10 protein-coding genes and 1 pseudogene are annotated in these 17,707 nt (G+C 63.1%); 4 read left to right on the top strand and 7 right to left on the bottom strand.

The window, feature by feature from the left end:
* Positions 1-236: 236 nt before the first annotated feature.
* The 4 genes and pseudogenes from AC6A67_RS08905 to AC6A67_RS08890 all read right to left on the bottom strand — a co-directional run bounded on the left by AC6A67_RS08905 (position 237) and on the right by AC6A67_RS08890 (position 6,547).
* A complete protein-coding gene (locus AC6A67_RS08905) occupies positions 237-1,058 on the bottom strand; it encodes an oxidoreductase (protein ID WP_498036198.1) in 822 nt (273 codons plus the stop codon).
* A 926-nt stretch (positions 1,059-1,984) separates the two neighbouring features.
* Positions 1,985-3,414 (bottom strand): annotated as a pseudogene (locus AC6A67_RS08900) (GntP family permease).
* A gap of 106 nt (positions 3,415-3,520) precedes the next feature.
* Positions 3,521-5,071, bottom strand: a complete 1,551-nt coding sequence (locus AC6A67_RS08895) for an AbgT family transporter (RefSeq protein WP_498036197.1) — start codon at positions 5,069-5,071, stop codon at positions 3,521-3,523.
* A gap of 234 nt (positions 5,072-5,305) precedes the next feature.
* Positions 5,306-6,547 (bottom strand): Zn-dependent hydrolase, encoded by a 1,242-nt coding sequence (locus AC6A67_RS08890; protein WP_498036196.1) that lies wholly within the window; start codon positions 6,545-6,547, stop codon positions 5,306-5,308.
* 1,096 nt (positions 6,548-7,643) lie between these two features.
* On the opposite strand from AC6A67_RS08890, the gene AC6A67_RS08885 reads away from it, so the two are divergent.
* The gene (locus tag AC6A67_RS08885; RefSeq protein WP_498036195.1) at positions 7,644-8,870 is read left to right on the top strand and encodes an alpha/beta hydrolase; all 1,227 of its coding nucleotides are present in this window, start codon (positions 7,644-7,646) and stop codon (positions 8,868-8,870) included.
* A gap of 100 nt (positions 8,871-8,970) precedes the next feature.
* On the opposite strand, the gene bioA is transcribed toward AC6A67_RS08885, so the two are convergent.
* From bioA to AC6A67_RS08870, 3 genes are read right to left on the bottom strand one after another with little or no spacing between them, the layout of a single operon-like run.
* Positions 8,971-10,287 (bottom strand): adenosylmethionine--8-amino-7-oxononanoate transaminase, encoded by a 1,317-nt coding sequence (gene bioA, locus AC6A67_RS08880; protein ID WP_498036194.1) that lies wholly within the window; start codon positions 10,285-10,287, stop codon positions 8,971-8,973.
* Entirely contained in the window at positions 10,281-10,922 is a 642-nt protein-coding gene (bioD, locus tag AC6A67_RS08875; RefSeq protein ID WP_498036193.1) for a dethiobiotin synthase, read from the bottom strand. The genes bioA and bioD overlap by 7 nt, the downstream gene beginning before the upstream one ends.
* Positions 10,919-12,067 (bottom strand): 8-amino-7-oxononanoate synthase, encoded by a 1,149-nt coding sequence (locus AC6A67_RS08870; protein ID WP_498036277.1) that lies wholly within the window; start codon positions 12,065-12,067, stop codon positions 10,919-10,921. The genes bioD and AC6A67_RS08870 overlap by 4 nt, the downstream gene beginning before the upstream one ends.
* 2,773 nt (positions 12,068-14,840) lie before the next feature.
* Between AC6A67_RS08870 and AC6A67_RS08865 the strand changes: the two genes are divergently transcribed.
* Genes AC6A67_RS08865 through AC6A67_RS08855 form a run of 3 tightly spaced genes read left to right on the top strand, consistent with a single transcriptional unit; the run spans position 14,841 to position 17,577 of the window.
* The gene (locus tag AC6A67_RS08865) at positions 14,841-15,854 is read left to right on the top strand and encodes an NAD-dependent epimerase/dehydratase family protein (protein WP_498036192.1); all 1,014 of its coding nucleotides are present in this window, start codon (positions 14,841-14,843) and stop codon (positions 15,852-15,854) included.
* A 14-nt stretch (positions 15,855-15,868) separates the two neighbouring features.
* Positions 15,869-17,146 carry a Vi polysaccharide biosynthesis UDP-N-acetylglucosamine C-6 dehydrogenase TviB gene (tviB, locus tag AC6A67_RS08860; RefSeq protein WP_498036191.1) on the top strand — a complete coding sequence of 426 codons (1,278 nt, stop codon included), beginning with the start codon at positions 15,869-15,871 and terminating at the stop codon, positions 17,144-17,146.
* 2 nt (positions 17,147-17,148) lie between these two features.
* The gene (locus tag AC6A67_RS08855; protein WP_498036190.1) at positions 17,149-17,577 is read left to right on the top strand and encodes a GNAT family N-acetyltransferase; all 429 of its coding nucleotides are present in this window, start codon (positions 17,149-17,151) and stop codon (positions 17,575-17,577) included.
* Positions 17,578-17,707: the final 130 nt, after the last annotated feature.

The raw sequence follows: 17,707 nt of genomic DNA, 5'->3' as shown, positions 1-17,707 counted from the left end.
GCCCCCACACCACGCTCCCTATTGGCCCGCGAGAGGTCAGAGGTGCAGCGACAGCTCCCTATGGAACGACGTGGCGCCCAATATCCAGAATCCGATGAGCATGACCCATCGGATTCAGGTCTTTCCCGTGCGGCGACTGAGCGATGCCGGTCGCGGATGCGTCAGCCTCTTCGCGGCCTGGTATAGCGCCCGGGGCGGACATCATCCCCGGCGCGGCTTGCGGGTAAGGTCGCCGCTCAACTGGACAGGTCGGTCGCGGTGGCCGCAGCGCGCCATTGCTCCAGTTCGGCGTTGAAGCGCTCATTGCGCGAGGCGATCCGGTCATAAGCGTCGGGGCCAAGCACGAGGCGCAGGGGCGGCGGCGTGCTGTCGAGCGCCTGCAGCAACACCCGCACCGCCTTCACCGGATCGCCGCGCTGGTTGCCGTCGCCATGGGCGACATGCGTCCGCATCAGGCCGACGATTGTCTGGGCATAATCGGCGATCACCCGCTCCGATTTGCTAACCGATTTGTCCGAGAGAAATTCGGTGCGGAAGCGGCCCGGTTCGACGATGGTCACGGTGATGCCGAACGGCTGCACTTCCTGCTCCAGCGCCTCCGACAGGCCTTCAAGCGCAAATTTGGCGGCGGCATAGAGGCCATAGCCGCCAGGCGCGGCGAGCCCGGCGACAGACGAGAAATTGACGATCTTGCCGCTGCCTTGGGCGCGCAAATGCGGTAGCGCCGCCTGAATGACATGAAACGCGCCGTAAAAATTCACCTGCATCTGCTGCTCAAGCTCGCGCAGCGAGGCCTCCTCAATCGCCCCGACATGGCCGGCGCCGGCGTTATTGATCACAATATCAAGCCCGCCCATATGGCTCACCGCCGCATTGACGACGTTGTGGACCTGAGCGGCGTCGGTGACATCCAGCGCCAGCACATGCAGGCGCGCATGCTCAAATGGCGCTGCGCCATTACGGGTCGTGCCCACCACCTCATGGCCAGCCGCAAGAAGTTCCTGCGCCAGATCACGGCCAAAGCCGCGGGATATGCCGGTTACAAACACCTTGGCCATGGGGCGCCTCCCTGATTGCGCGGTGTATTCATGACAGTATGTGCCAATCGCTCAGGATCGACATGGGCTCTGCATCTCGGTGCAGCGAGCGGATGCTGATCGATCAAACGATCCCGTTTGATCGAGGCGCGCTGTAGCCGGATATGGGTTTCGGGCATCCTGTCATTGTGCGGCGAGGCTGTCATGCCCCAGGGTGACAGTCCTGCGCCCGCCGGACAGGTATGGCATGATGCCAGGCCGCGAAGATGCTGACCCATCCGCGACCTGAAATGCTCAGTCGCCGCACGGGCTTGACCAGGGCGCGATGAGCCATGCTCATCACGTGCTGGCATGAGGTTCACGCCTGCCAATTCCATGCAACAACGGACATGCGGCTAAAATGAACCGCCGAAGGGCGCGCGACAGCCACATGGACGGTCACCAGGTTTGACGCAGGATATGTAGCAACCCAAAGTCATCGCGGCGTGACGAGGATGAATGATCATGCGCGCCTCAATGTGATCTGCGATCTCCATTTTCATATAACATTGGCCACATCGCGACGCCAGTATTGCATGAACATTTGCAAATAATACGCGAGAATAGAGTGACCCTTGCGCTGAAGCGCCGCGCGGACGTAGAAACGGTCTCGCCCTGTTCACGGGCGCGCCGCAGGCGCAGGATTGGGACGCTCGCGCGCATCTGATTGCGGGCCCTGGCGGCGGGCGTATGGTGCGCCGGCAGGGCTGGACGCCACGTTGCGCCCCTTGCGGGCTGGACCTGATCCCGGCTTGGGCAAGGCGGCGCGTGTGGGGATGTCTGATACCAAAGTGCGGTGAGCACGATTGATCGCACTTTGGTCAAGCCCGTGCGGCGTCTGAGCAATCCAGGATGCGGATGCGTTAGCATCTTCGCATCCTGGTATGAGCTCTGCGGGTCCGCCCTGGTCAGAATGAACCGAACAGCGCGCCCAGTATCAGCACCGCGACCAGCGCGATAATGACGCTGACAATGACGGTCATCACCATGTCACGATAGCTTTCTGCGTGCGTGAGGCCGCTGATCTGCAGTAATAGAAGCACGGTTCCATTGTGCGGCAGGGCGTCGAGGGTGCCGGCGCTGATGGTGGTGATACGGTGCATCAGGGCGGGGTCGACGCCATAGATTTCGGCCATGCGCATGTAATATTCCCCAAGCGCATTCAGGGCGATGGCCATGCCGCCCGAGGCGGTGCCGGTGAGCGCCGCCAGGGTGTTCATGGCGACGGTCAGCGAGATGAGCGGGCCGCCGCGGATCGACAGCACCGCCTGACGCACCTGTTCAAAGGCCGGGAGCGCCGCCACGACGGCGCCGAAGCCAACCAGGCAAGAAATCATCAGAATCGGCAGCGCCGACGATGTGGCGCCAGCGTCAAGGCTGGCGCGCAGCGACGGCATGCGGCGAAAATTGGCCGCCACAACGGTAAGGTTCGCCGCCGCCAGGGCCAGCACCACCGCCCACACGCCAACCTTTGACTCCCGCGTGGCCCCGCCCCAGCCGCCATCCTGCAGGAAGGAAAAATCCATGCGGGGGAAAATGAGCAAGGTCAGCGCGAAATTGACGGTGATCACCACAAGCAGCGGCAGCATCGCCAGCAAGATCGGCGGCGGTACAACGGCGCGGTCGCCATGCGGCAGTTCGGCCGGGTCAAACTCATGCGCCAGCGCCGCCTTGATACGGGTGGTCTGATCAGCCGGCGCCGCATGATCAACGGGGACGCCGCCATAGCCCTCGCCCGCCAGCCGGGCGGCGCGCTCGGCCCGCCACAGCCACCACAGGCCAAAGGCCAGGATGATCACCGAGGCGATAATGCCCAGCCCCGGGGCGGCGAAGGTTGTGGTCGAAAAATAGGGGACCGGGATGGTGTTGTTGACCGAGGGCGTCCCCGGCATCGCCGACATGGTGAAGGTGAAGGCGCCGAGGCCAATCGTGGCGGGCAACAGACGTCGCGGAATGTCAGCCTTCTGGAACATGGTTTGCGCCATGGGCACCAGTACAAAGAACGCGACGAAGACGCTCACCCCACCATAGGTGACCACCGCCGACGCCGTCACCACCGACAGAATGGTGCGCCGCGTTCCCAGCCTGTCGCTGAGGAAGCGGGCGATGGCGGTGATCGAACCGCTGTCGTCCATCAGCTTGCCGAACAGGCCGCCCAGCAGAAACATGGGAAACCATTGGGCGAAAAAGCGCGCGGCCCCATTCATAAAGGTGATGGTCCAGTGGGCGAGCGCCGGTTCGCCGGAGAGAGTAGCGGCGCCACCAGCACCACACTCCAGCCGCGATAGGCCAGCGCCATGAGGAGCGCCAGGCCTGCAAGAATCCCAAAGAGTCCCATATGGCCTCTCCGCTATCGGCGCTGCTGTGGGCACGGCGTCTCCGGGCCACGGGCGACACGCTCATATCCGTCGACGCTGCGCGCCACGCTTGCGGTGCGCCGGTGGCTAAAGCCCCCAGGGCAAACCGGCCAGCTGCCAGAGCGCGAAAAGACCGATCCACAGCAACTGCATCCAGACGAAATACGGCAGCATCAATGACACCACGGTGCCGACGCCGGCTTTGCTGTCGTAGGTGCGGGCGAATCCGACGACCAGAGCGAAATAGGCGTTGATCGGCGTCAGGGCGTTCATCGGCGAGTCGCCGACGCGATAGGCGGCGAGCACCGCCTCTGGCTCGGCCCCGAGCTTCATCAGAAGCGGGATGAACACTGGCGCAAACATCGCCCATTTCGGAATGACGCCAACGATGACGATGTCGATGAGCGCCACCACCACCATAAAGGCAATGAGCAAGGTCAGCGGCCCCAGCTGCATTTTGCTCAGCACGCCGGCGAGGCTGAGCGCCCCGACCGTGCCAATATTCGAATAGACGAAATAGGCGGTGAACTGGCTGATGATAAAGAACAGGAAAATGATGCCGCCGAGACCCGACACCGCTTTTTCCATGGCGGCGATGACTTCGGACAGCGATTTCAATGTTCCGGCGCCAAGGCCATAACCCCAGCCTGCGACCAGAAACACCGCGATGATGACGCCGATCAGCCCGTTCATAAACGGCGTGTCGCCGATCAGCGTGCCGGTGTCCGGATCGCGCAAGGGCGCATGGGGCGGCACGGTCAGCAGCAGGAAGAAGACAAACACCGCCAGCAGTCCGAGCCCGGCGAAGCGCAGCCCACGCCGCTCTTCTGCTGTCAGCGGCGCGTCAGGCGCAGTGGCGGCCGCGGCCTCATGGCCTCCAGCCTGATAGACGCCAAGACGCGGCTCGATAACCCGATCTGTCAGCAGGCCGATCACAATGGTCAGGAAGATGACCGAGGCGGCGGCGAAGAACACATTGGACGCCAGACCAATGCTTTGACCGGGCGCGACAAGCGCGATGGCGTCATTGGTGAATTGCACCAGCACGGCGTCGAGCGGCTTGATCACCAGATTGACGGCGAAGGTGCCGGCCACCGCCGCATAGCTCAACGCCAGCCCGGCGATGGGATGTCGCCCGGCGCTCAGGAACGCCACGCCGGCCAGAGGCAGCAGCACCAGATAGCCGGCGTCGGAAGCGATGCTGGAGAGAATGCCGACAAAGGCAAGGATGTAAGACAGCGCGCCCACCGGCGACACCAGCACCAGCTTGCGGATTAACGTGCGCACGAGGCCGGATTCCTCCATGACCCCCGCGCCGATCATCGAGCCGATCAGCAATCCGACCGCCGTAAACGCCATGAAGTTCGGGATGTGCGACACATACATGAAGCGCACGCCATCAGCGTCGAGCAGGCTTCGCACCCGGTTGGTGACCATAACGGTGGCCCCGGTGGCCGGGTCGATCTGTTCGCTGGTCACCGCCACGCCCAGAAACGACAGCACTGGCGATACGACAACTACCAGAGCGATGAGCGCCAGAAAGATCACGGCGGGATGCGGCGCCCTGTTGCCGATGCGTTCGACCAGGTCGAGCACACGCATCATGGCGGTTCTGGGCGCCCCGGTTGGCTGTGCCATGGCCCCCTCCTTGCGTTGGCGTTGTGAGCGCCGCGACTGGATGCGCGTCGCTCCTGCCCGGATGGTCTGGAATGACGAAGACGTCAGGCGTCAAACCAGGATGCGAAGATGCTGACGCATCCGCATCCTGACATGCTCAGGCGCCGCACGGGCTTGGCCAGAACCTGATGAGTCACGCTCATCAGGTTCTGGTGTCAGGCGGACAGTAGCCGGGCGCACGCCCGGCCCGCCGCCCTACCGGTCGGCCCGCGCCACGACGGCGTGCAGAAAGACATTGGCCCCGGGCTCCGTCTCTTCCTGTACGGAAAGCTCCGCATTGTTATGGGTAATGCCGCCGCGGCTGGGCACGAAGATCATGCAGGACGGACAGTGGCGCGCCATGAAATAGGCATCGTGGCCAGAGACGCTGAGCATGTCGCGCCAGCTGTAGCCAAAGCCTGTAGCGAGTTCGCGGTTGATGGCGTTGAGATCGGCGTCGAAGATTGGCCCACCCCAGGTCCAGGTGTTGAGGATTTTGGCGTCGCATCCGGTGCGCGCGCCAGCCTCAAACACCGCCCGTCGCAGCCGTTCCGCCATGATGCTTTCCGCTTCAGGGTCCGCATGGCGGACATCGACAACGGCCTGGGCCCAGTCTGACAGGATGCCCGGCTTGTTGGGCCAGGCCGTCAGCCGCGCCGCCGTCGCCCTGCCGCCTGCAGCGAAGTCCCAGCCAATCTGGTCAACGGCGGCCAGCAGATGCGCGCCCGCCAGCAAAGCGTTGCGCCGCTTTTCCATGGGCCAGGGACCGGTATGTGCGGTTTCGCCGCCATACTCCACGAGGCAACCGGTGGCTTGCATGGCCCCGGTGACAATGCCAATCTGGATTTTGGCGTCGTCGAGAACCGGCCCCTGCTCGATATGCAGTTCGAAATAGGCGTCGATGGGGCGGCCGCCAACTGGGGCTGACCCAGCGTATCCGATACGCTGAAGTTCCTCGCCCAGGGTTGGGCCCTCGTCGCTCACCCGGTCGAGAACCCATTGTGTCTCATAGGTTCCGGCAAAGGCGCCGGCCGCCACCATGGCTGGCGAGAAGCGGCTGCCTTCCTCATTGGTCCAGTTGACGATCTCAATCGCCCGCCGCGTCGTGTAACCCAGATCATTGAGGGTGCGGACAACCTCGAGCGCGCCCAGAACGCCGAGAATACCATCGAAGCGGCCGCCATTGGCCTGGGTGTCAAGATGACTGCCGAGGAGGACAGGTGGAAGCGATGGATCGCGCCCCTCGCGTCGGCCAAATATACTGCCGAGGGCGTCAATGGTGACGGTGAGATTGGCCTCCTTGCACCATTGCACAAACAGATCGCGCATGCGCCTGTCGTCATCGGTAAGGGCAAGGCGCGCAAGGCCGCCCTCCCGTCCCTTGCCGATCTGCGCCGATTGATTGATGGTCGACCACAGACGGTCGCCATTAATGCGTTCAGAACGAGACAGCGACATGGTCTCCCCCTCTTCGCCAGGGCAGCTTCCGCTTTGCCTGCTACTGCTCAGGCGACATGGTTATTGATCGCAGTTATCCCGGTGATGACTTCCCGATGATGACATCCCGCTGATGACATCCCGCTGATGACTTCCCGATGATGACTTCCCGATGATTACTTGCACACGTGTGCCCGAACGCAGGCGCGGGGCGCCTGCCGCCCTGTCTTCGTGCCGTGCATGCGACCTGTGCCGCCGATGCCAGGTTGTGAAGATGCTGACGCATCCGCGACTTGCCAGGTTCAGGCCCGAGACCTCGCGTCACACGATTCTGCGCAATCTACGGCCTTTATCTGTAAAACTGAGGCAGCAAGAATAGCGCAAGGTATTCGCCAGAAATACGCCCTCGACAACCAGACGACGCGCGCGGCTGATTGATGACAGGTGAATGTCGTGACCAGGTCGCCGGGCATGGTCAGAAATGTGCAACGTAGCAAGACCCCATACCTGACAAACCAGTCCTGTGGGGGGCGTCGTTACGCCGTTCGGTCAATGTCGACACAAACGTCTCGCCGTTTGCTGGTCGTCGGTTTGACCTGAACTAAACCATATCATGTCATTCCGGTCAGGACACAATGCCCATGCTGCACGTTTTCGTGACAGTGGCGCACACGACGTGGTGATTACATGGACAACGTTTGATTTACTTATGGTGATGACGGCTCGACATGCGTCGCGCAGGCAGGCTGGCCACGTGACGGGCGCGGCCACACACGAGGCGCCGTTCACCAGGTGACATACGCCATTATTTGCACGCCAGGCGCCGCACGGGCTTGAGCATGTCAGGATGCGGATGCGTGAGCATCTTCGCTATCTGGCGTCACACGACAGGTCTGGCGACGTCCGTCGTTGAGCGCGTTGTGAAGCGCGGCTGGCTGGCGTCCCTCTGGGCGCGGGGCTACCGTCGCTTTGGATCATCGCCTTCTGCGCCAGCCGCCCTCGGTATGACCCTCGCAAAACTTGCGAGACCTGCACATGTTCCGCAGCAACGGCCAGGCGCAAGCGCGCAGCACGCGGCGCGCCTTCAGGCCAGCGGACGACACGGAGCCCGCGCGCCATGCAACGTCGGCTAACATGCGCCATCGCCCTGGCGGTCGCCGCCCTGTTGTGCAGCTGTGCGGGCCGCGCCCGCAACGTTCTGGCGCCTGAACATTATCAGCCGGCTGCAGGGGCAACCCATGTCAACATGCTGGTCGCCGCCACACGTAGCGCCGACCATGCGGCGCCGGGCCAGATGTTCACCGGCGACAGGGGGGGCTGGCCCAGTTTCGCCGACATCACCGTGTCCGTGCCGCCAGACAGCGCGCGCCAGAAGGGTGAAATACAATGGCCACGACGGCTGCCCGGCGCGGCGCAGACCGATTTTGTGACGGTCGATGCGCGCATGCTCACCCCACAACAGGCGATGGCGGCGCTGGACAGCCGGATGCGGCGCCGCAAGGTGCGGCGGGCGCTGGTTTTCGTCCATGGCTACAATACGACCTTCGAGGAGGCCGTGTATCGTTTCGCCCAGATCGTTCATGATTCCGGCGCCAATGCGCAGCCTGTGCTGTTCACCTGGCCGTCGCGCGGGCGCCTGCTGTCTTATGGGTATGATCACGACAGCAGCACCTATTCCCGTGATGCGCTGGAGAAGCTTCTCTCCGGGCTGGGCGCCAATCCAGAGGTCGGCGAAATCGCCATTCTCGCCCACTCCATGGGCAATTGGGTGGTGCTGGAGGCGCTCCGGCAGATGGCGATCCGCAATGGGGTGGTGAACCCGAAAATTTCAAGCGTGATGCTCGCGGCGCCAGACGTGGATTTTGATGTCTTTCGCCGGCAGATCAGCCAGATCGGAACGCGGCGACCACCATTCTTCATCTTCACATCGCAGGACGATGAGGCGCTGGCGATGTCACGCCGGGTGTGGGGCGCCTCGCGCCTCGGCGCCATCAACCCCTACCTCGAGCCCTATCGTTCCACCCTGGAGGCCGAAGGCGTCATCGCCTTTGATCTCACCAATGTCGCCTCGGCGGACAGGATCAACCACGGGCGCTTCGCCCGCTCGCCGGAAGTCGTGCAACTGATCGGCAGACGACTGGTGGCTGGCCAGAAGCTGACGGATACCAGCCCCAGTGAAGCGCTGGGCCGCTTCGCCTTTGGCGCTGCGTCAACCATCGGCGCCGCCACCGGCATCGTCATGGCGGCGCCTCTTGCCATTGTCGATCCCAGGCTGCGTGAGGGGCTCGACGATCAGCTGGGCGCGCTGGGCGCCAATCTGCAAGCCGGCCATCGCCGGCCATGAGCGCTGGCAGCCGCCTGCCCTGGCCCGCTCCGCCACGTGGCGCGGCCCTCCACGCTGCTGCCCCCCGCGAGGGCCCGTCGTCCCCGGCGAGGCCATTGCCTCAGGCGCCGCCAGCGCGGTCTGGCTCCTGGCTTTCAAGCGTCGCGATGGCCAGCATCTCCTGGGTGATGCGGGACAATTCCTCTGTCGTGGTGATGTAGGGCGGCATGGCGTAGAGCAACTGGCCAAACGGGCGCAGATAGACGCCGGAAGACAACGCCCGCGCGTGCACGCGTCGGGCGTTGACGGGCGCATGGCAGGCGATCACGCCGATTCCGCCCCGCACCCGCACATCCGCCACGGCGGCCAGGGCGCGGGCGGGCGCCAGCCCTTCGGTGAGGCCGGTTTCGAGGCGGGCGATATCGCTTCGCCAGCCTCCGGTCTCCAGCAGATCCAGGCTGGCGCAGGCTGCGGCGCAGGCCAGCGGATTACCCATAAACGTCGGGCCATGCATCAGCACGCCGGGGCTGGCGCGGGAGATGGCTTCGGCCACGGCGCGGTCCGCCACGGTCGCCGCGAAGGTGATGTGACCGCCGCTCAGCGCTTTGCCCAGACAGATAATGTCGGGCAGCACGCCAGCGTGGTCCATGCCGAACATCCGGCCGGTGCGGCCAAATCCCGTGGCGATCTCATCAAAGATCAGCAACACGCCCGCAGCGTCACACAACCGGCGCAGGCCGACGAGGTAGTTGGGGTGGTAAAAATGCATGCCGCCGGCGCCCTGCACGACAGGCTCAATGATGAAGCCGGCTATGTGCTCCGCCTGCTGGTCAAACAGACTGGCCACCTCGTCCAGTCCGTTCACCGCCGGATCGTCTGACCATGGCTCGCCAAAACCGATCGGCGGGCGCCGGACAAACAATTGCGGTTGTAGCGCCCCGCCGAAGTGGCTGTGCATGCCGGTCTCCGGGTCGCACAGCGACATGGCCTTCCAGGTGTCGCCGTGATAGCCGCCACGCGCGCTGGCGAAGAGGGTGCGGGCGCCATGGCCGCATGCGGCCTGGGCCTGGCGCGCCATCTTGAGCGCCACCTCGACGGCGACGGAGCTGCTATCGGCATAGAAGATGCAATCAAGGCCAGCGGGCAGCAGGCGCACCAACCGACGCGCCAGTTCGGTGGCCGGATCATGGCTCAGCCCGCCAAACATCACATGGGGCATGCGCTGCAACTGCGCAGTCATGGCGGCGACGATCGCGGGATGGCGGTGCCCGTGGGCCATGCACCACCAGGATGACATGGCGTCGATCATGCGACGGCCATCGGTCAGCGTAAGGTAGACGCCCTCGGCGCTGGCGATACGATGTAGCGGCGCCTGCTCCACCATGTTGGCGTAAGGACGCCAGATATGGCGATGGTCGACACGATCAGCATTCAGCATGCCATCGCCTCCCGCACCGGCGCGAGGTCGATGTTGCGCATGGCTGCCGCCAGCGCCTGCCGGTTGAGGGGGGTCAGATGCGGCAACCGCCCCAGGCTGCGCACCCCGCCCATGGTGGCGATGGTCATTTCGGAATCTGGGGCAGGCGGGCCAGAGAACAGCACGCCGACCACATGACACCCCCTGCCGCGCAAGGCTTCCAGCGACAGCAGCGTATGGTTGATCGTCCCCAGGCCGGTGCGACTGACCAGCACCACGGGCGCGGCCCAGCTCCTGAATATGTCCACGAACAGCATCTGGCGGTTGAGAGGAACCAGAACGCCGCCCGCTCCCTCGATCACCAGATGACCATCGACCTGCGGCAGCTGCAGCGCCCGCGACGCGATATGGGCGCCCTCGGTCTCGGCCGCCAGGTGCGGCGAGGCTGGCAGCGCCAGCCTGTAGGCTTCTGGCAGCGCCGTCTGTCCGCTCAGGCGTCGGGCCATGTCGCTGTCGGTTTCGCCGCGGAGGCCGGCCTGAACCGGCGTCCAGTATGTGGCGCCAAGCGCGCCGGCAAGACCCGCCGCCGCGACGGTCTTGCCAACGCCGGTATCGGTCCCGGTGACAACCAGCGTTCGCCGCGTCCTTGTGTTCATGGCGCAGCCGCCCGGGAGCGTAGCGCGCGACAATCGGCCAGCGTCGCAAACAGCCTGGTGATGTCCTCAGGGCCGACATTGCCGGTGATGGAGACGCGCAGCCGTGACGTGCCGCTGGGCACCGTGGGCGGGCGGATGCCGCGAACGTCAAAGCCCTGGTCCTGCAGATGCGCGGCAAGCTGCATGGCCAGGGCGTCATCGCCCAACATCACTGGCATGATCTGGGTCGCAAAGCCCTCAAGGCCACACAAGCGGCGGGCCTCGGCATGGGCATGAGCGATGTGCCCTTGGGCCGCCGTCTGCAGTTCGGGCGCGTCGCGCAGCAATCTCAGGGCCGCCCGGACGATGGCGGCGGCAAGCGGCGACGGCGCCGTCGCAAAAATGAAGGGCCGCGCCCGGGTGATCAGGCTATGGACAAGCGGGCGGTCGCCGCACACCAGCGCGCCGGAGGCGCCCAGGCCCTTGCCGCAGGTGTGCAATGTGAGAAGCCGCACGTCGTTACAGGCCACGGCAAGGCCGGAGCCGGCCGGGCCGTACACGCCGGTGGCGTGCGCCTCGTCCACCACAAGCACAGCGTCATGCCGCCGCGCCAGGGCGACAAGGTCAGGCAGCGGCGCCCTGTCGCCTTCCATGGAATAGACGCTTTCTGCCGCCAGCCAGATCTGGCCCCGGCCACCGCTGGCGCGCCAGCGCCTGATCTGCGCGGCGGCGTCATCTGCATCGTTATGCGCGAAAGCAACGGCTTGCCCGCGCCCAAGACGTAGGCCCTCATGAACGCTGGCATGGACCAGCGCGTCGTGGAGCACGAGGTCGCCGGCGACTGGCAGCGTCGCAAAAATCGCCTGATTGGCCTGAAAGCCGCCGCCCATGAACAGCGCCGCCTCGGCGCCAGCCCACACCGCCGCCTCCTGTTCCAGCAAAACATGCTCAGCGTGATTGCCGCGCAAGAGCCGGGAGCCGCCGGAGCCGACCGGAATCCCGCGCGCCAGCGCCTCCTGCGCCACCTGACGCAAATGGCCAGAACTGGCCAGCCCGAGATAGTCGTTTGAGGAGAAGTCCAGGCCCTGCGCCGCCTGCAGTCGCCGCAGCCGGCCCCGCGCTGCGAGCGCCGCGAGATCGGCGTGCTGGGCGGGATAGCGGGCCAGGCGCCCTCCGGGTTCCTAGTGATCGGTACGGGTCAGATTTGCAGGCATTTGCTCCCCGATCTCTGCGGTGCGATGGAGCGACGGTAATGCGTCCAACGGGGCTGTCTAGCGCCTCTCAATTTTTAATCTATAATTTTCGATACGGGACATCATTATGATATAGAACGAAATATTCGCCTGTTGTGGCGCTATGGAACGCCCCTGGGGCGCCTGATTCTGCCAAAAAATCGCTGGGCCAGAAAATTTAATCTATTAACATGCGCGAAGGAGCGCTGCCGCCACCTGCCATGGGAGTGTTGCGACAGACGTCGACGCCCGCAGGGCGATGGCGGCTGAAGCACACACGGCGCAGCTTTATGTGACGCCAGACCGCAAAAATGCCGCCGCATCAGCGACCGATAATGCTCAGTCGCCACACGGCTCTGGTATGAGACACTAGGATCAGGCCAGCCTTGGCCGGGCGAAGCTGCTCACGACACACTCTCACACGCACGGATTGCGGCGTTTGTGCTGGCGCGAGCTTCACAGGCTGCCGGCTATCTCTTCTGGCGCCGTGGTCGGGCCAGAGGTCGCAGCTGGCCTGCTCGCCAACCTCGCCGCCGCAAGGCAGGCGCGCGTTCGGAGCCGCCATCCTTTGGCGAAACGCCATCTCGCCTGTGTCGCCGAGACCATTACATGCGCACGTTTGGCGCTTTTAACGATCTCTCCGGACCGGCACATGCCCCCATCTTCATGCAGGGAGCAAATGCTGATCGATCAGACGATTGCGTTTGATCAGAATGCGCACTCACTTGCGGAGAGACCAGGACAAACGATGTCAGCGCGCCACAGCCGTGCGCGCGCCTGATGCCTGCGCCCTGGTCGCCGCATGCCCTCTATCGCCCGGGCAGGCAGTTATGTCATCGTGCTGCGACCCAAACATTGGGAGGGCGTCATGCGTCAGCAAGCTCTGCTCTCACTCGTCGGCATGTCCATGTGTATATCCCTTTCTTTGGCCGCCAACGCCATGCCAACGTCCAGATCTGCGCCAGAGGGCTTTCAGCCTGCGCGCATAACCACAGCTGAGGCCGCGCCACGACGTGCTGCCCGCCAATGCCGCTTCAAACGCGTCATTGTGCGCGACCGCGCAGGTCGCCCGGTGCGCGATGTCTGGGGTCATACGGTCATCAGGCGCGTACGGGTGTGCCGTTAGGGCATGCGCCGATCGCTCTGGATCGGCACATGCTCACCATCTCCATGCAGGGAGCGGGTTCTGCTCGATGAGGCCAGGCCGATTGATCGGATAGCGCGCTGGCCTATTGACGCCAGCATGTGATGGCGCCGAATTTGACCGCACCAGTTCGCCCTCACGCGCCAGATTTTGGTTGCTCATACCAGAACCCGATGAGCTTCACTCATCGGGTTCTGGCTAAGCCCGAGCGGCGCCTGAGCATTTCAGGATGCGGATGCGTCAGCATCTTCCCATCCTTGTATCAGTCGCGCGGAGTGAGGGCGGGCCTTACGATGGTTTCAGCTGCACGGCGACCTCGGGTCGGAAAAATCCCGCTGACCTCTGATCCATTTTTCAACGTCGCCTGCGCTGCTCCCGGCGCCGCGGCGCCTGTCCGGTCAACGCGCTGTCACATGCGGAATGGGGTTTCGTGATGTCGACGAGCAGATCGTTTGCGGGCACAGTACGATCGTTCTGCGCACACACACCCTCAGAGGTTGGGCGGTTACAAGAGGCGAACGCCCTGGGCGCCGCTCACAGCATGCCCGGGGCGCCGCGCACCGGCGCCAAATACGCCGCACAACCCGGCGCGCGCGTGCGGCCAGCAGTTCGCTTCCACCCGGTCATTGTACGGGATGGCGCCACCTCAGAAAAAAGGCGCAGGCAAAGGCCGGGCGACTCCCTGATCGCCTGTCCCGGCAAATCCTGTGAACGGCAAGGCGCGTAAACTTCGGTCGCGCCGGCCCGCTTCATGGCGTTGCTCTCTCACCGTCTGGGCAAGCGCGACGAGCGGACGAGCAGCGGAGATTCACTGAACGGGCGAATGCCCTGGCGCTCAAGAAAACGACGAGGTCTCGCCACGCTGCCGCATCCACGCGGGCTGCGCCACCCAGCCTGGCAAGGGGATAACGTCAGTTGCCGGCGAGGGACTGTCGCCGAGGCGCAAAGCTGGCTGCCGGAGCCCACTGTGACCAGCAGATCGTAACCTGGCCAAAGAACGCGTGGGCCACACCTCATTCCAGGCCGCGAAGATGCTGACGCATCCGCGACCTGAAATGCTCAGTCGCCGCACGGGCCTGGCCATAACCCGATCTGTCAGGCTCATCGGGTTATGGTATCAATACAGACTTGGCTCGCCTTGCTGCGCGAACGACCAGCCGCTGTTCGACGCGAAGGACATCTCGCAGCCCGTCAGGCAGGCATTGATCAACAGCAGATCCATTGTGGTCAGTCAAAGCATAAGCGACTACGCCCAACCCCGTTGCCGGCGCCCGGCAGCACGGCCAAGTCAACTTGCGCCAGCGCCAACATTTTCGCGAATCTACGCCATTTTTCCAGCGCAGACCGCAGATTCCGGCGATTGCATTTTCGGGTTACTGTTGTAAACAGCTTTGGCGGAGCTATTCACGGGGCAGCGCAATCGCGGGCATGGCTTCTGTAGATGTTTATGGTAGATCGGCAGGGTATGGGCAGGTCGATGCCGATATCAGTGAGAATTGAGCGACGTTGCTTTATTGCCGGCATACAGCATGGTGTCGGTTCTGCTAAAGCTCGGGGGGAGCTTTGACGAATATTCTCATTACGGGGACCGCCGGGTTTATCGGTTTTCATCTCGCCAGGGTTCTGCTGGCGGAGGGATTTCGCGTCCACGGCTACGATGGGATGACGGATTACTACGACGTGCGCCTGAAGCAGCGTCGTCACGCTATCTTGTTGCAAAATCAGCATTTCACCGCGACCGAGGGAATGCTGGAGGATCAGGCCCGTTTTGACGCCGTCGCCGACACTTTCCAGCCGGATGTGATTGTCCATCTGGCGGCGCAGGCCGGCGTTCGTTACAGCCTGGAAAATCCGCGCGCCTATCTGGACGCCAATGTCATCGGTTCCTTCCATGTCATGGATGCAGCGCGGCGCCTCGGCGTCCGGCATTTGCTGATGGCTTCGACATCGTCGGTCTATGGCGCCAACGTGGATATGCCATTCACGGAGGTGGAGAAGGCCGACACCCAACTGACGATTTATGCGGCGACGAAAAAGGCCAACGAGAGCATGGCGCACGCCTATGCGCATCTGTGGGGCTTGCCGACAATGATGTTCCGGTTCTTTACGGTATATGGGCCCTGGGGCAGGCCTGACCTGGCCCTCTATAAATTTGTCGACGCTATTCTCGACGGGCGGCCGATCGATATCTACAACCACGGCGACATGTATCGCGATTTTACCTATGTGGACGATTTGGTGCGTGCAATCCGGCTCTTGATCGATGTCGCGCCTGTGCGCCCGACATCACGCGACGATATTGAAGCGGGCGACAGTCTGTCTCCGGTCGCTCCGTTCCGGATCGTCAATATCGGCAATTCTGACAAGGTCAGGTTGCTGGATTTTGTCGACGCCATCGAGCAATGCCTCGGCAAGAAGGCGATCCGCAACTACATGCCCATGCAGATGGGCGATGTTCCGGCGACGTGGGCTGACGCCACGCTACTGAAGCGCCTGACAGGCTATAGACCACAGACGGATTTTCGGGACGGTATTGACGCCTTCGTCAGCTGGTTCCGGGCATATTATGGCAAATGAGGGGTCTGTGTGACATGGCTTGTGACAACGAAGCGCCTCTCGCCGTCATTGGACTGGGGTATGTGGGGCTACCCCTCGCTGTGGAGTTTGGCAAACGTCGGGACGTCATCGGTTTCGATATCAACACGTCGCGAATTCTGGAATTGCAGGCGGGCAGGGATCATACGCTCGAGACATCATCAGAGGAGCTGGCGGAAGCCTCGCGACTCCGCTTTACATCAGAACGGGCTGATCTGGCCCGCGCCACGACTTATATCGTCACGGTGCCAACCCCAATTGATGCTCACAAGCGTCCTGATCTGACGCCCCTGATCCGGGCGTCGGAAACGATTGGCCATGTGCTCAAGCGCGGCGACATCGTCATATATGAGTCCACCGTTTACCCAGGCGCAACTGAAGAAGACTGCGTTCCGGTGCTTGAGCGGATATCTGGCCTCACGTTCAACGTTGATTTTTTTGCCGGTTACAGTCCAGAGCGCATCAATCCTGGCGACAAGGCGCACCGCTTGCCCGATATCCGCAAGGTCACCTCGGGGTCCACGCCAGAAATCGCTGACAAGGTCGACGCGCTCTACGCGTCAATCATTACGGCGGGCACCTTCAAAGCCGACAGCATTCGGGTGGCTGAGGCGGCGAAGGTGATCGAAAATACCCAGCGCGACCTGAACATCGCCCTCGTCAACGAATTGGCGATCATTTTCAGTAAAATGGGCATCGATACGCAGGCGGTCCTTGAGGCTGCAGGAACCAAGTGGAATTTCCTGCCGTTCAGGCCTGGCCTGGTGGGCGGCCACTGCATCGGCGTCGATCCCTATTACCTGACCCATAAGGCTGAATCCCTAGGCTACCATCCCCAGGTCATTCTGGCCGGACGCCGGATCAATGACGGTATGGGCGCCTATGTCGCGGGCCAGTTAGTGAAGGCGATGCTGAAGCGACGGATACAGATCGACGGCGCCCGTGTTCTGGTGCTTGGCCTGACCTTCAAGGAGAACTGCCCGGATCTGCGCAACACCCGCGTTGTCGACGTGATGGCGGAACTGCGCGAATACGGCGTTGTGGTCGACGTCCATGACCCATGGGCGTCCCCAGCCGAGGCTATGGCCGAGTATGGCGTGGCGCTAGTCGATGCCCCGGAGGTCGGCGTCTATGACAGCGTTATCCTGGCTGTGGCGCATGACGCTTTCCGGCGACAGGGCGCCGGGGTCATGCGGCGTTTCGGCCGCGATACGCACGTTTTCTGTGACCTGAAGAGCGTGTTTCCGGCGGATGATAGTGATCTGAGGCTGTAACGATGTCTATTGCGCGCATTACCGGCCCAAATCTCGTTCTGAGGCTTATCGAGCCGGAAGATGCGGCGTATCTTTATGGCCTGCGCACGAACCCAAAGTATAATCAGCACCTTTCACCAGTGACCGGAACGGTGGCTGACCAGCGCCGGTGGATTGTCTGCTACAAGCAGCGGGAAGCATTGGGTGCGGAATTTTACTATGTCATTGAGCGACACGACGGTGTCCGGTGTGGGGTGGTGCGCCTTTATGACATTGCGACGGACCAATTCACGTGGGGCAGCTGGATACTGGACCACAACAAGCCCTCCAAGGCCGCACTTGAAAGTGCTGTCCTGTCATTTGGGGCTGGATTTTCACTCGAAGGCAAACGCCGCGCCGTGCTGGACGTGCGCAGGGATAACCTGGACGGTTCGAAAAACCTGGTGCTTTGAGGTCTCTGGAGCGAAACTGACGCTGTCAGATTTTGGAGGCATCGATGGCCAGCCAGCCCGGTTTCTTTGATCTTGCGGACCGTTACGCGGCGCTGAGCGCTGCCGGTGATCCCCTTGAGCGGCTGGCGGC

This window comes from Camelimonas sp. FR25, from assembly GCF_059740505.1.
This window is presented reverse-complemented; position numbering and strand designations above follow the sequence as displayed.

What these genes read in the sequence shown, in the direction of transcription:
- AC6A67_RS08895 (WP_498036197.1), bottom strand. Translation starts at nt 5,071, where the DNA reads ATGGCACAGCCAACCGGGGCGCCCAGAACCGCCATGATGCGTGTGCTC.
- AC6A67_RS08885 (WP_498036195.1), top strand. Translation starts at nt 7,644, where the DNA reads ATGCAACGTCGGCTAACATGCGCCATCGCCCTGGCGGTCGCCGCCCTG.
- tviB (WP_498036191.1), top strand. Translation starts at nt 15,869, where the DNA reads ATGGCTTGTGACAACGAAGCGCCTCTCGCCGTCATTGGACTGGGGTAT.
- bioA (WP_498036194.1), bottom strand. Translation starts at nt 10,287, where the DNA reads ATGCTGAATGCTGATCGTGTCGACCATCGCCATATCTGGCGTCCTTAC.
- AC6A67_RS08905 (WP_498036198.1), bottom strand. Translation starts at nt 1,058, where the DNA reads ATGGCCAAGGTGTTTGTAACCGGCATATCCCGCGGCTTTGGCCGTGAT.
- AC6A67_RS08890 (WP_498036196.1), bottom strand. Translation starts at nt 6,547, where the DNA reads ATGTCGCTGTCTCGTTCTGAACGCATTAATGGCGACCGTCTGTGGTCG.
- AC6A67_RS08855 (WP_498036190.1), top strand. Translation starts at nt 17,149, where the DNA reads ATGTCTATTGCGCGCATTACCGGCCCAAATCTCGTTCTGAGGCTTATC.
- bioD (WP_498036193.1), bottom strand. Translation starts at nt 10,922, where the DNA reads ATGAACACAAGGACGCGGCGAACGCTGGTTGTCACCGGGACCGATACC.